This is a genomic window from Bradyrhizobium sp. BR 10261, assembly GCF_019455395.1.
In the GTDB taxonomy this organism is placed as follows: Bacteria; Pseudomonadota; Alphaproteobacteria; order Rhizobiales; family Xanthobacteraceae; genus Bradyrhizobium; species Bradyrhizobium manausense.
This window is the reverse complement of sequence record NZ_JACOFQ010000013.1, coordinates 87,415-100,638: the sequence shown is the minus strand read 5'-3', so window position 1 is coordinate 100,638 and position 13,224 is coordinate 87,415. Positions and strand designations below refer to the sequence as shown.

Here is a 13,224-nt window from a genome sequence, read left to right as displayed (position 1 = left end):
CTGTCGATCTAGCCAGCCGGAGAGGCGACTGGAGCGGCGAGATATTCGTTCCAGATCGCCTTTTCGCCCATTGTTGCGATGAAGGCCCGGTGGGCCTCGCGCTCGGCGTCTGACACCCGTGGCGCAAGGGCTACCGGCCGCTGCCGCCGCGGCGCATCGCCGGCGGTATTGACGCGAATTTCCTCGGTCTCCGACGCAAGCAGCAGCTGCGACTGCCGCGCTCCAACCAGATCGACGTAAACCTCAGCCAGAAGCTCAGAGTCGAGCAACGCGCCGTGCTTGGTGCGGTGTGAATTGTCGATCGAATAGCGCGAACAGAGATCGTCGAGCCGGTTCGACACGCCGGGATGCTTGCGCCGCGCCAGCAGCAGCGTATCGACCAGCCGCTCGCGCGGAATCGGCGCGCGCTTGATCCGGTCGAGCTCGGCATTGATGAAGCTGATGTCGAACGAAGCGTTGTGGATCACCAGCGGCGCATCGCCGATGAATGCCAGGAATTCGTCGACTACCTCATGGAATAGCGGCTTGGTCGAGAGAAACTCGGACGACAGTCCATGCACCGCAAAGGCTTCCGCCGGCATGTCCCGCTCGGGGTTGATATAGACGTGATAGGTCTGCCCCGTCGGCATGCGGTTGAAGATCTCGACGCAGCCGATTTCGACCAGGCGATCGCCGCGCAGCGGGTCGAGGCCGGTGGTTTCAGTATCGAGAACGATTTCACGCATGATTTTGAGGTGCCGTGCAGGAAGCCGTAGAACTCGGCGAATCAGGTCCGCCGCCGCGGCATCTTAACGACCTCGGCCAGGATGTACGCGATTTGCGCGCGCACCGGCTCAAGTCCGTGCGAGGTATCCACGACGAAATCTGCCCGCTTGCGCTTTTCGGCGTCGGGCATCTGCTTGGCGATGATGGCGTCGAGCTTGGCCTCGTCCATGGTTCCCCGCGCCAGCACGCGCTCGCGCTGGAGCTCTGGCGAGGTCGAGACCACGACGACGGCGTCGACCCGCTTCTCGCCGCCGGTCTCGAACAGCAGCGGGATATCGAGCACCACGACCGGCACCTTGGCCGCCTCCGCGTCGGCAAAAAATTTTTGCCTGGAAGCGCCGAGCATCGGATGAACGATCTGCTCGAGCTGCTTGATCGCGGCGGGATCGTGCACCACCCGTGCGGACAGTTTGGTCCTGTCGACCTTGCCGTTCGCGGTGGTGCCGGGGAAGGCGGCCTCGATCGCCGGCGCGGCCTCACCTTCATAGAGCTGATGGACAGCGGCATCGGCGTCGTAGACGGGCACGCCCGCCTCCGCGAACAACTTTGCGGTGGTGGATTTACCCATCCCGATCGAGCCGGTTAGTCCCAGGATCCGCATCGGCGCGCAGCCATCCCTGTCAGTTAGACCGCAACCAGCCGCTCGCGCCGCAGGAACGCAAGCAACGGCAGCAGCGGCAGGCCGAGAATGGTGAAATGGTCGCCCTCGAGGCGTTCGAACAGATGGATGCCCAGCCCTTCGAGCTGATAGGCGCCGACGCTGGTCGTGACCGCCTCGCCAGCCGCGTCGAGATAGGCTGAAAGCTCGGCCTCGGCCATCTGCCGCATGGTCATGCGAGCAATCGAGACGTCCTCAAAGACGATCTTGCCGTCATGTGCCACCGCCACGGCTGAATTCAGCTCGTGCGTGCGGCCCGCGAGATCTCGCAATTGTGCCAGCGCCTGGGTGCGGCCGGCAGGCTTGTTAAACAGGCGGTCGCCGAGCGCCAGCGTCTGGTCGGCACCGATCACATAGCTTCCCGGATGATTGGTCGAGACCGCTTTCGCCTTCTCGCGTGCCAGCAGCAGGCCGATCTCACGCGGATTCGAGAGCTTGGACGTGGCCTGAATGCCGCGTTCGTCGATGTCAGCCGTCATGGCCTTGAATTCGAGTCCGGCATTCGCCAACAGCATTTTGCGTGCGCTGCTCTGCGAGGCCAGGATCAACGGAGTTTTGCCGCGCCATAGACCCATGTCGAAAGCTATTCCGACGGCCGGTTGCGCTGGCGATCGCTGTAGAGCTTCATGATCGCGGCTGCAGTTTCCTCGATGGAGCGCCGGGTGACGTCGAGCAGCGGCCAGTCGTGCTTGGCGCTCAGCTTGCGCGCAAACGCGACCTCTTCGGTCACCGATTGCCTGTCGGTATAGGAGTCACTGCCGGATCCGGATTCGGCGCCCATCGAGAGCAGGCGGTTCTGGCGGATCTGGATCAGGCGTTCCGGCGTCGCATGCAGGCTCACCACCAGCGGCCGGGTCAATGTCTCCAGCTGCGCAGGCACTGGAATGCCCGGAACCAGCGGCACGTTGGCGGTGCGGATGCCGCGATTGGCGAGATAGATCGAGGTCGGCGTCTTCGAGGTCCGAGAGACTCCGACCAGCACGACGTCGGCTTCCTCCAGACCTTCGACATGCTGCCCGTCGTCATGGATCATCGTGTAGTTCAGCGCATCGATGCGCTTGAAATATTCGGCGTTGAGCACGTGCTGCGCACCGACGCGGCCCGTGGTTGCAGCACCCAGATAGGCTTCGAACAATTGCATGACCGGGCCGATGATCGACAGGCTCGGAACATTGATCGCCTTGCACTTGTCCTCGAGCCTGGAGACCAGATCCTTCTCCAGCAGCGTGAACAGCACGATCCCGGGCGCTTCCTCGATCTCGTCGAGCACGCGGTCGAGCTGCTTCTGGCTGCGCACCAGCGGATAGACATGCTCGACCGGCGTGACATTCGCGTACTGCGCTGCGACGGCGCGCGCGACAGTAATCAGGGTCTCGCCGGTGGAATCGGAGACGAGGTGCAGATGGAAATAATTGCTCGAGGTCGGCACAAAAACTCTTTGTATGGGGGCTGTGTGGTTTGTGGATTTCTGTGGAGCTTAACCCCTCGGAAAGGGTTGCGCGACACCAGGGGCGGGACATCTGCCAATTTTCTTCACACCGCTGCCCGCCAGAACAAATCCGACGGCCTGCCCAGAGCGAAGCGGGATTGCGCGGATAACCCCGTTGATAGGCTGCGGACATAAATGCGCAAGCCTTTGTATCAGGACCATTTATCTGGCCGGACGGGAACCGGCTCGGGACGTGTTGATGGATGTGAACAAGCGCGCGCGATCGCGCGGACGGCATTGTGTGAGTCCAATCCACGGTCACTCAGACTCAAACCTTTAAGAATCTAAGATTCTAGATTTGAGGAAGGCCCTAGGGACGGATATGTGTGCAGGCGAGACCTTAACGAGTTCTTACTATCCCCAGCCCGCCTGACGGCTGGGCGCAAAGTCGGACGCCTGACATGTTTGAAGACGTCTATCTCTGGATCAAGGCGGTGCACGTGATCGCGGTCATCGCCTGGATGGCCGGCATGCTCTATCTGCCCAGGCTGTTCGTCTATCACTGCGAAGCCGAGATCGGCTCGAAGCAGTCCGAAACCTTCAAGGTCATGGAGCGCCGCCTGCTCAAGGCGATCATCAACCCCGCCATGATCCTCACCTGGCTCGCCGGGCTGTATCTCGCCTGGGCAGGCCATTGGTTCACCTTCGGCTGGCTGCACGTAAAACTGGCAATGGTGCTGGCGCTGTCCGCGGTCCACGGCTTTTTTTCCCGCTGGCTCAAGGACTTCGCCGCCGACAAGCGCCCGCACAGCCAGAAATTCTTCCGGATTATCAATGAGGTGCCGACCGTCCTGATGATCATCATCGTCATCATGGTGATCGTGAAGCCGTTCTAGGCGAGATTTGAGGCAGGAAACGTGAACGATCGCTCAGAGCTTCGGCTTGCGGAGTGGAAAGCGATTTTCTATATTATCGATATCCCACCCAACGCAGGCGGATGTGGTTGTGTCCGAGCTTTTGAAGGCCGGACACCGCATCAGGTTTGAAGCCCCCACCGGCAGTTAACCTTGCCAGACCTGCGGACCTTACCTTCTCACGTCCGCATTTCAGAGCCTCCTCGCACCCCTCCCAAGGTTACCCCACAGGACCACCCCAATGCGGGAAATCAAACTCGAAGACCTCAAATCCAAAACGCCGGCCGAGCTCGTCTCGTTCGCGGAGGAGAATGGGGTCGAGAATGCCAGCACCATGCGCAAGCAGGAGCTGTTGTTCGCTATCCTCAAGCAGCTCGCGCTCGCCGAAACCGACATTGTCGGCCAGGGCGTCGTCGAGGTGCTCTCCGACGGCTTCGGCTTCCTCCGCTCGCCCGATGCCAATTATCTGCCGGGCCCTGACGACATCTACGTTTCGCCCTCGCAGATCCGCCGCTTTGGCCTGCGCACCGGCGACACCATCGAAGGCCATATTCGCAGCCCGAAAGAGGGCGAGCGCTATTTTGCGCTGCTGAAGGTCAACACGCTCAATTTCGAGGACCCGGAAAAGGCCAAGCACAAGGTCAATTTCGACAACCTCACGCCGCTGTTTCCGAATCAGCGTTTCCGCATGGAAATCGACGATCCGACGCGCAAAGACCTGTCCGCACGCGTGATCGATATCGTCGCGCCGATCGGCAAGGGCCAGCGCGCGCTGATCGTCGCGCCGCCGCGCACGGGTAAGACCGTGCTGATGCAGAACATCGCGCATTCGATCACGGCCAATCATCCCGATTGCTATCTGATCGTGCTCTTGATCGACGAGCGTCCGGAAGAGGTCACCGACATGCAGCGCTCGGTGAAGGGCGAGGTGGTGTCGTCGACCTTCGACGAGCCGGCGGTGCGTCACGTCCAGGTCGCCGAGATGGTGATCGAGAAAGCCAAGCGCCTGGTCGAGCACGGCCGCGACGTCGTCATCCTGCTCGATTCGATCACGCGCCTCGGGCGCGCCTACAACACCGTGGTGCCGTCTTCCGGCAAGGTGCTGACCGGTGGTGTCGACGCCAACGCGCTGCAGCGCCCGAAGCGCTTCTTCGGTGCCGCCCGCAACATCGAGGAGGGCGGTTCGCTCACCATCATCGCGACCGCGCTGGTCGATACCGGCAGCCGCATGGACGAAGTCATCTTCGAAGAGTTCAAGGGCACCGGTAACTCGGAACTGATCCTCGACCGCAAGGTCTCGGACAAGCGCACCTTCCCGGCCATTGACATCTCACGCTCCGGCACCCGCAAAGAGGAGCTCATCACCGATCCGCAGGTGCTCAAAAAGATGTACGTGCTCCGCCGCATCCTCAATCCGATGGGCACGATGGACGCGATCGACTTCCTGCTCGACAAGCTGCGCTCGACCAAGAGCAATTCGGAGTTCTTCGACTCCATGAACACCTGAGCCAGGGTGGCAGAAACATTTTGGGGCGCCCTCGGGGCGCCCCTTTTTGTTGCGCGGCTTTGCTGCGGAAAGGGTGCAGCATAACTGTCCGGCTTGGGATTCGAAGTCTGTTTCGATATATCGCTTTGATATATCTGAAAAATATCGATTCTTGTTGCGCCGATATTGCGGCTGAAGGGATTTCTGCAGCAAAATGCTGCACTTTATATTGCAGTGCAATATGGGTTGTTGCGGATTGGAACAGCCCACCAGCGTCCGCAGCCATGGCCATTTGCCTTTTCCCTCCCAGGTGGACAAATAGGCCATGCACCCGCGAGACCAGACCATCTTTGCGCTGTCGTCCGGCCGACCGCCGAGCGCGATCGCCTTGGTGCGTGTCTCCGGTCCGCAAGCTCGGCTCGTGCTGACATCGCTCGCGGGCAGGCTGCCGACACCGCGGCAAGCAAGCCGCCGCGTGCTTCGCGACGGCACGGGTGAACCGATCGACGATGCGGTCGTGCTCTGGTTTCCGGGGCCGGGCAGCGCGACCGGCGAGGATGTCGCCGAATTCCACGTCCATGGCGGCCGCGCGGTGCTCGCCGCGCTTCTCGCCGCTATTTCTCAAATTCCGAATACGCGCGCGGCCGAGCCCGGCGAGTTCACGCGGCGCGCGTTCGAGAACGGCAAGCTCGATCTCACCGAAGCCGAGGGTCTTGACGATCTCATTCACGCTGACACGGATCGTCAGCGGCGCCAGGCGCTGCGGCAGTTGCAGGGTCTGCTCGGCCATCGCGCGCGGGACTGGCGCGAGCGCATCATCGAAGCGTCCGCGCTGATCGAGGCCGGCATCGATTTTTCCGATGAAGGCGATGTGCCGGCGGAGCTGAGGGCGCCGGCGGTGAAAGCGATCCAGGCGCTTTACGACGAAATTGCAAAAGTCCTTGCAACACAGGGACATTCTGAACGCCTGCGCGACGGACTCGTGGTTGCCATCGCCGGCGAGCCGAATGTCGGCAAGTCGACGCTGATGAACCAGCTCGCCCGCCGCGAGGTCGCGATCGTCTCGCCGCACGCCGGGACCACGCGCGACGTGATCGAGGTGCAGCTCGATCTCGACGGCTACCCGGTCACCGTCATCGACACGGCCGGGATCCGCGACACCGATGATCCCGTCGAGCAGGAAGGCGTGCGCCGGGCGAGGGCGCGGGCCGACGATGCCGACCTGGTGCTGTGGCTGGTGGAGGGAGGGCATGCCGCCGATCCGGACGCGGTACGGTTGCTTCGGAGATCCGAAGAGGGCGAGCGGCCAGATGGGTCAGTCTGGATCGTGCGCAACAAGATCGACCTCGGTGGCGCCGATCCGCGCGGCGAATTCGCAATCTCGGCGAGCCGCGGCGATGGCATTGCCGAGCTGGTCGACGCCCTCGTTCAATTCGCCTCGGATTTCTTTGGGACCACCGAGGGCGGAATGGTGACTCGAGCCCGCCAGCGGGATTTGTTGAGCCAGGCGTCGGACAGCTTGCGCCGGAGCCTGGAGCTTGTAGAAGAGGGCGAAGAGCTGGCCGCCGAAGAATTGCGTGCCGCCGCCTATGCCCTGGGCCGGCTGCTCGGCCGGGTGGACGTCGAGGACGTCCTTGGAGCCATCTTCCAGAAATTCTGTATTGGAAAGTAGGGCTAGTTCTTCAATGTAGAACTAGCACTTGTTCCATTGCTTGTGTTTCACTTGAAACAGCAGCGGGGAGGTTCGACTTGTTTCACGTGAAACGGCCCGGACCCACGCCAGTCGCCGATTTGTTTCACGTGAAACGTCCGGGAGAGGAGCGCTTGCGACAAAGCCATCCAAGACGCCTCCCGCGGGGGATTCTTGGTTGCTTCGCTGCGCTCGCAATGACGTGCCCGGAGGGGTGAGCTCGATCCATTCTCTCCGCCCACCTAGCGCCCCATCTGTTTCACGTGAAACAGATCCCTCCGAATGGGCTTTCCTACTTTGCATGGGGTTGTTTCGCAGAAGCCGGTCGGGCGCGCCCCGCGGCCTCGTTTCACGTGAAACAGCCGTATATCCAGTTTCTACTTCCGGCTTTCCCCTCGCTGAGCTAGAAGTCCGCCCATGCCACAGGAGCGAGAGAGTTTCGACGTCATCGTCATTGGCGGCGGCCATGCCGGCTGTGAAGCCGCGGCTGCGGCTGCGCGAATGGGCGCCGTGACCGCGCTGGTGACGCACCGGTTCTCCACCGTCGGCGCGATGTCCTGCAATCCCGCCATCGGTGGTCTCGGCAAGGGCCATCTGGTCCGCGAGGTCGATGCCCTCGATGGTCTGATGGGCCGAGTCGGCGACGCAGGTGGCATTCAATTTCGGGTCCTGAACCGCCGCAAGGGTCCGGCAGTCCGTGGTCCACGCGCCCAGGCCGACCGCAAGCTTTATGCCGCCGCAATGCAGGCCGCGATCCGGGAGACTGCAGGCCTGTTCGTCATCGAAGGTGAGGCCGACGAACTGATCGTGGTCGAGGGCCGGGTCACAGGACTGCGCCTGGCCGATGGCCGGGAGCTTCGGGCAGGGGCTGTTGTGGTCACAACGGGCACCTTCCTGCGTGGTCTGATCCATCTCGGTGAGAGGAATTGGCCCGCGGGCCGGGTCGGCGAGGCCCCTGCGATGGGCCTTTCAGCCTCCTTTGAGCGAGCCGGGTTTACCCTCGGACGCCTCAAGACGGGCACTCCGCCGCGTCTGGACGGCTCGACCATCGACTGGTCCGCGGTCGAAATGCAGCCGGGCGACGAGCCGCCGGAGCCGTTCTCGGTGATGACCGAGCGGATCACGACTCCGCAGATCCAGTGCGGCATCACCCGGACCACCGCCGCGACCCATGAGGTGATCCGGGCCAACGTCCATCGCTCCCCCATGTACTCGGGCCAGATCAAGAGCTCCGGTCCGCGCTATTGCCCATCGATCGAGGACAAGATCGTCCGCTTCGGCGATCGCGACGGCCACCAGATCTTCCTGGAGCCAGAAGGGCTCGATGACAGCACGGTCTACCCCAACGGCATCTCGACCTCGCTGCCGGAGGAGGTCCAGCTCGCGATCCTCGCGACCATACCCGGCCTCGAGCAGGTGAAAATGGTCCGCCCGGGCTATGCCATCGAATACGATCACATCGATCCCCGGGAGCTCGATCCGACCCTCCAGACCAAGCGACTGCGCGGTCTCTTCCTGGCCGGGCAGATCAACGGCACCACGGGATATGAGGAAGCCGCGGGCCAGGGCATTGTCGCCGGCCTCAATGCAGCGCTCGCCGCCGGCGACGCTGCATTGACCGTGTTCGACCGTGCCGACGGCTATCTCGGCGTGATGATCGACGACCTCGTCACCCGAGGGATCACCGAGCCCTATCGGATGTTCACCTCGCGGGCCGAGTACCGGCTGACCCTGCGGGCCGACAATGCCGATCAGCGACTGACCGAGAAGGGGATCGCGCTGGGCTGCGTCGGCAGCGCCCGTATCAGGCACCATCGCGCCAAGATGGCTGCGCTGAACGCCGCCCGAACCCTCTCGAAGTCCCTGACCATCACCCCGAACGAGGCGATCAAGCACGGGCTATCCCTCAACCGGGACGGCCAGCGCCGCTCGGCTTTCGAGCTGATGGCCTATCCCGAGATCGGCTGGAGCCAGGTCCGCGCGATCTGGCCGGAGCTGGCGTCCATCGATCCGGTCATCGCCACCCATCTCGAGATCGACGCCAAGTACGACGTCTATCTGGAGCGCCAGAGCGCTGACGTCGAAGCCTTCCGGCGCGACGAAGGCATGGTGCTGTCGGAGGTCGACTATGGCCTCGTCCCCGGTCTCTCCAATGAAGTCCGGGCCAAGCTGGAGAAGGCGCGGCCGTTCACCGTTGGCCAGGCCAGCCGGATCGATGGCATGACACCGGCCGCGCTCGGCATCCTTGCGGCCTATCTCCGCCGCGAGGCCCGAAAGTCGTCCAAAGCAATCGCATAGGCGTTTCACGTGAAACAGCGCGGATCGGGCGGGGACAGGCCGCTATCGCGACGACCTGGAGCCGGCGAGGGCGCTCGTCATCGACCAGATCCGGCACCAGCCCGGCCGAGGATCGACAAGGCCAGCGCCAACGATCAGGCGCTCGACTCCATCATCGCCGCCGACAAGCACGCGGCACTCAAGCTCGCGCCCGTTTCACATGAAACGGAGGCCCGGCTCGATCGCTATATCGCTTTGCTCCGGGAGTGGCAGGCCAAGACCAATCTGGTCGCGCCCTCGACCCTGCCGAACCTCTGGACCCGGCACATCGCCGATTCGCTTCAGCTCGTCGATCTCGCCCCTTCTGCAAAACGCTGGGCCGACCTCGGCAGCGGCGGCGGTTTTCCCGGCGTCGTGCTGGCCTGCGCCATGGGGGGGACCCCGGACGCTCGTGTCCATCTCGTCGAGCGAATCGCCAAGAAGGCCGCCTTTTTGCGCGAAGCTGTCCGCGTCACCACGTCTCCGGGAGTCGTACATCTCGCTGAGATCGGGGATAATGTGGATAGAATCACCGGCCCCGTCGATTGCGTCACCGCGCGCGCGCTGGCTCCGCTACATCAACTCATCGGCTTTGCGGAGCCGCTGATGCGCCAGGGCGCAAAGGCGTTATTTCCGAAGGGTCAAGATGTAGAGGCTGAATTGACCGAAGCCGCTAAATATTGGATTATTCGGCCGCAACTCCACCGAAGCCGAACGGGTGACGGTTGGATCGTCGAGCTGACTTCAGTTGAACGGCGCGGGTGAGGCGCTCAGGGGTTGAGTTGGGGAATTTCGATGACCGTGATGGACGAACCGCAGCAAGACCAGGGCGCCCAGGAGAGAGCTGACCGGGAAAAAGCTGAAGTGCCGCATGGCCACCCGCGCATCCTGGCGCTGGCGAATCAGAAGGGCGGTGTGGGAAAGACAACCACCGCGATCAATCTTGGCACCGCACTCGCCGCGATCGGCGAGCGCGTCCTGATCGTCGATCTCGATCCGCAGGGCAACGCCTCGACCGGTCTCGGCATCGACCGCCGCAACCGCTCCTGCTCGACCTATGACGTGCTGATCGGTGAGGCCCCTCTGCGCGAGGCCGTCGTGTCGACCGCGGTGCCGCGGCTGCACATCGCGCCCTCGACCATGGATCTCTCCGGCCTCGAGCTCGAGCTTGGCACCACTGCCGGCCGCGCCTTCAAGCTGCGCGATGCGATCGCCTCGCTCAACAACAACGTCTCGCCGGATGCCGATTACACCTATGTGCTGATCGACTGTCCGCCCTCGCTCAACCTGCTCACGGTGAACGCGATGGCCGCATCGGACGCGATCCTGGTGCCGCTGCAGTGCGAGTTCTTCGCGCTCGAAGGTCTGTCGCAATTGCTGCAGACGGTGGAGCAGGTGCGCTCGACTCTCAATCCGAACCTGTCGATCCACGGCATCGTGCTGACCATGTTCGACTCGCGCAACAACCTCTCGAACCAGGTCGTCGCCGACGTTCGCCAATTCATGGGCGAGAAAGTCTATAAGACCATGATCCCGCGCAACGTGCGCATCTCGGAGGCGCCGTCCTACGGCAAGCCGGTGCTGGTCTACGATCTCAAATGCGTCGGCAGCGAAGCCTATTTGCGGCTCGCCACCGAGGTGATCCAGCGCGAGCGCGAGCTGCGCGTCACGCATTGATGTTGCCGGAGTGCCGTAGGGTGGGTTAGCCGAAGGCGTAACCCACCACTGTCTATCTCCGCGGAAACAGAAGAGGTGGGTTACGCTTCGCTAACCCACCCTACGATTAGAAAATTCTACGATTAGAAAATTCAGTTCTGGAGTGCTGCAGCGTGAATCCAAGGGAGCTGGCGATGGCCGATGAAGCGCGTTCGCGACTGGGCCGGGGTCTTGCAAGTCTGATCGGTGACGTCGGCGGCGAAGCCCAGCACGTCGACCGTCCGCGTGCGCAGCGCAAGGTGCCGATCGAATTCATCAAGGCCAATCCGCGCAACCCGCGCCGCACGTTTTCGGACACCGAGCTCAAGGAGCTCTGCGAGTCCATCAAGCAGCACGGCGTGATCCAGCCGATCGTGGTCCGCCCCGTCAAGGGCGCGCAGGATCGCTTCGAGATCATCGCCGGCGAGCGGCGCTGGCGCGCTTCGCAGATGGCTGGCCTGCACGAGGTGCCGATCGTGCCGGTCGACATCAGTGACAGCGATGCGCTGGAATTCGCGATCGTCGAGAACGTGCAGCGCGAAGACCTCAATCCGATGGAAGAGGCGCAGGGCTATCATGCGCTCGCCAACGAGTTCAAACGCAGCCAGGACGACATCGCGAAAGTCGTCGGCAAGAGCCGCAGTCACGTCGCCAACATGATGCGGCTGACCAAGCTGCCGGCTGAGGTGCAGGCCTTCATCGCGACCGGTGAGTTGACCGCCGGCCACGCCCGCGCGCTGATCGGCGTGCCGGATCCGCTCGCCGCCGCCAAGCGGATCGTTGCGGAGGGTCTCAACGTCCGCCAGACCGAGGCGCTCGCGCACGAAGAGGGCGTCCCGGAGCGCAAGCCGCAAAAGCCGCGCTCGACCGGGCCTAAGGAAAAGGACCCTGATACGATCGATCTCGAGAAGCGCGTCAGCGACGCGCTCGGCCTCAAGGTCACCGTCAATCATCGCGATCCCGGCGGCTCGGTCCAGATCAACTACCGCAACCTCGATCAGCTCGACGAGGTGATGAAGCGGCTGGCGAAGGGCGGGCTGTAACTCTCTCGGTGTCGTCGCTGCCTAGTGCGCAATTGCGCACGGGGGCCGGGACGACGGCGGAGTGTATGGTACGCGCCTGCGCCGACATCGGCATTGCGAGCGTAGCGAAGCAATCTAGAATCTTTCCGCGGAGGGATTCTGGATTGCTTCGTCGCAAGAGCTCCTCGCAATGACGCGGTGAGAGTCGAGCCTTACCCCCGCCGCTTCGCGTTCGCCGCGATCGCCATCAGCGTGCGCTGGGCGATGGCGGCGGCGAGCGTTGATTGCTTGCGGGTATCAAGCGCGGCGGTCGCTAGCTGTTCGATGATCGTGGCAAGCCGCGCCGCGCTGAAATTGCGAAGCGCCGTTTCGACCATCGGCTTGCGTGAAAAATGTAAGCGCGGAAATCCGCCGTCCAGCACGGCGGAGGCCGGCTGGCCGTCGGCGATCGCGAGCGCGGATTTGTGCAGCCATGCGGCCTGGCGCTGCGCGGCCGAGATGATCACGCCGGGATATGTTCCGGCGATCATGGCCTTTGCGAACTCGGTCTCGACAATGTCGGGCCGGCCGGCGAAAGCGCCGTCGACGATCGGATCGAGCTTGAGCTCGGACGCATCCGCGACCACGGACATCACGTCTTCAAGCGTGATCTCGCCCCTGCCATGGGCATAGAGCGTGAGCTTGCGCAGTTCGTTGCGCGAGGCCTGCCGGTCGCCGCCGAGGAACGACATCAGCGCGGCACGGGCATCCTGCGTGATACGCAAGTTTGCAATGCGAAGCTCATCCTCCATCAGTTTCGCGAGGTCGCGCTCGGTGTCGGGATAGCAGCCGATCGCCACCGCCGTCCTGGCCTTTTCGCAGGCCTTGCGCAGCGGCGATTCGGGCCGCAGTTCGCCGGCTTCGATGACGATGCGGCAATCCTTCACGCTCATCTCGGCCAGCGTGTCGACGCCGGCGGCAAAGCTGCGGGAGCCGGCGCGAATGCGAATGGCGCGGCGGCCGCCGAACAGCGGCACGGTCATGGCCTCGTCGACCAGACGCGACGGCTCGGCCGAGAGCTCGTCACCGTCGAGCTTCACCAGCGAGAAGGGATCGTTGGGATCGTCGACGGCGGACGCAATCAGCGCGTCGGCGCGCTCGCGCACGAGGCCGGCGTCGGGACCGTAAAGCAGGATGATCGGCCGGCCCGCATCGGGACGTGCGAGGAAGGCATCGATCTCTTTTCCGCGCAGCGCGACCATGTTGCTCA

Annotated in this window: 12 protein-coding genes; 7 read left to right on the top strand and 5 right to left on the bottom strand. The window is 63.3% G+C overall.

Features of this window, described 5'->3' with window-relative positions; genetic code table 11:
- Positions 1-8: 8 nt before the first annotated feature.
- Genes dnaQ through HYH07_RS17390 form a run of 4 tightly spaced genes read right to left on the bottom strand, consistent with a single transcriptional unit; the run spans position 9 to position 2,852 of the window.
- On the bottom strand, positions 9-725 hold the full coding sequence (dnaQ, locus tag HYH07_RS17405) for a DNA polymerase III subunit epsilon (protein ID WP_220003634.1): 717 nt from the start codon (positions 723-725) through the stop codon (positions 9-11).
- 41 nt (positions 726-766) lie between these two features.
- Positions 767-1,366, bottom strand: coding sequence for a dephospho-CoA kinase (gene coaE / locus HYH07_RS17400; protein WP_220003633.1), 600 nt, complete (start codon positions 1,364-1,366; stop codon positions 767-769).
- Between the two features lie 23 nt (positions 1,367-1,389).
- Complete coding sequence (locus HYH07_RS17395; protein ID WP_220003632.1) at positions 1,390-1,998, bottom strand: Maf family nucleotide pyrophosphatase; 609 nt, start codon at positions 1,996-1,998, stop codon at positions 1,390-1,392.
- 8 nt (positions 1,999-2,006) lie between these two features.
- Complete coding sequence (locus HYH07_RS17390) at positions 2,007-2,852, bottom strand: pyruvate, water dikinase regulatory protein (protein ID WP_220003631.1); 846 nt, start codon at positions 2,850-2,852, stop codon at positions 2,007-2,009.
- 461 nt (positions 2,853-3,313) lie between these two features.
- On the opposite strand from HYH07_RS17390, the gene hemJ reads away from it, so the two are divergent.
- From hemJ to HYH07_RS17355, 7 genes are all read left to right on the top strand, one after another.
- Entirely contained in the window at positions 3,314-3,748 is a 435-nt protein-coding gene (gene hemJ / locus HYH07_RS17385) for a protoporphyrinogen oxidase HemJ (RefSeq protein WP_220003630.1), read from the top strand.
- A gap of 259 nt (positions 3,749-4,007) precedes the next feature.
- Entirely contained in the window at positions 4,008-5,273 is a 1,266-nt protein-coding gene (rho, locus tag HYH07_RS17380) for a transcription termination factor Rho (RefSeq protein WP_057751982.1), read from the top strand.
- A gap of 304 nt (positions 5,274-5,577) precedes the next feature.
- Positions 5,578-6,924, top strand: coding sequence for a tRNA uridine-5-carboxymethylaminomethyl(34) synthesis GTPase MnmE (gene mnmE / locus HYH07_RS17375; RefSeq protein WP_220003629.1), 1,347 nt, complete (start codon positions 5,578-5,580; stop codon positions 6,922-6,924).
- 435 nt (positions 6,925-7,359) lie between these two features.
- Entirely contained in the window at positions 7,360-9,240 is a 1,881-nt protein-coding gene (gene mnmG / locus HYH07_RS17370; protein ID WP_220003628.1) for a tRNA uridine-5-carboxymethylaminomethyl(34) synthesis enzyme MnmG, read from the top strand.
- Between the two features lie 150 nt (positions 9,241-9,390).
- A complete protein-coding gene (gene rsmG / locus HYH07_RS17365; protein WP_312016681.1) occupies positions 9,391-10,023 on the top strand; it encodes a 16S rRNA (guanine(527)-N(7))-methyltransferase RsmG in 633 nt (210 codons plus the stop codon).
- A 30-nt stretch (positions 10,024-10,053) separates the two neighbouring features.
- Complete coding sequence (locus tag HYH07_RS17360) at positions 10,054-10,935, top strand: ParA family protein (protein ID WP_220003626.1); 882 nt, start codon at positions 10,054-10,056, stop codon at positions 10,933-10,935.
- A 173-nt stretch (positions 10,936-11,108) separates the two neighbouring features.
- Positions 11,109-11,996, top strand: a complete 888-nt coding sequence (locus HYH07_RS17355) for a ParB/RepB/Spo0J family partition protein (RefSeq protein ID WP_220003625.1) — start codon at positions 11,109-11,111, stop codon at positions 11,994-11,996.
- Positions 11,997-12,187: 191 nt separating this feature from the next.
- On the opposite strand, the gene holA is transcribed toward HYH07_RS17355, so the two are convergent.
- Positions 12,188-13,216: a DNA polymerase III subunit delta gene (gene holA, locus HYH07_RS17350; RefSeq protein WP_220003624.1), complete on the bottom strand. Its 1,029-nt coding sequence runs from the start codon at positions 13,214-13,216 to the stop codon at positions 12,188-12,190.
- Positions 13,217-13,224 lie beyond the last annotated feature (8 nt).

Excerpts from the sequence above, each read along its gene's own strand:
- dnaQ (WP_220003634.1), bottom strand. The coding sequence starts at position 725 with ATGCGTGAAATCGTTCTCGATACTGAAACCACCGGCCTCGACCCGCTG.
- coaE (WP_220003633.1), bottom strand. The coding sequence starts at position 1,366 with ATGCGGATCCTGGGACTAACCGGCTCGATCGGGATGGGTAAATCCACC.
- HYH07_RS17395 (WP_220003632.1), bottom strand. The coding sequence starts at position 1,998 with ATGGGTCTATGGCGCGGCAAAACTCCGTTGATCCTGGCCTCGCAGAGC.
- hemJ (WP_220003630.1), top strand. The coding sequence starts at position 3,314 with ATGTTTGAAGACGTCTATCTCTGGATCAAGGCGGTGCACGTGATCGCG.
- rho (WP_057751982.1), top strand. The coding sequence starts at position 4,008 with ATGCGGGAAATCAAACTCGAAGACCTCAAATCCAAAACGCCGGCCGAG.
- mnmE (WP_220003629.1), top strand. The coding sequence starts at position 5,578 with ATGCACCCGCGAGACCAGACCATCTTTGCGCTGTCGTCCGGCCGACCG.
- mnmG (WP_220003628.1), top strand. The coding sequence starts at position 7,360 with ATGCCACAGGAGCGAGAGAGTTTCGACGTCATCGTCATTGGCGGCGGC.
- HYH07_RS17360 (WP_220003626.1), top strand. The coding sequence starts at position 10,054 with ATGACCGTGATGGACGAACCGCAGCAAGACCAGGGCGCCCAGGAGAGA.
- HYH07_RS17355 (WP_220003625.1), top strand. The coding sequence starts at position 11,109 with ATGGCCGATGAAGCGCGTTCGCGACTGGGCCGGGGTCTTGCAAGTCTG.
- holA (WP_220003624.1), bottom strand. The coding sequence starts at position 13,216 with ATGGTCGCGCTGCGCGGAAAAGAGATCGATGCCTTCCTCGCACGTCCC.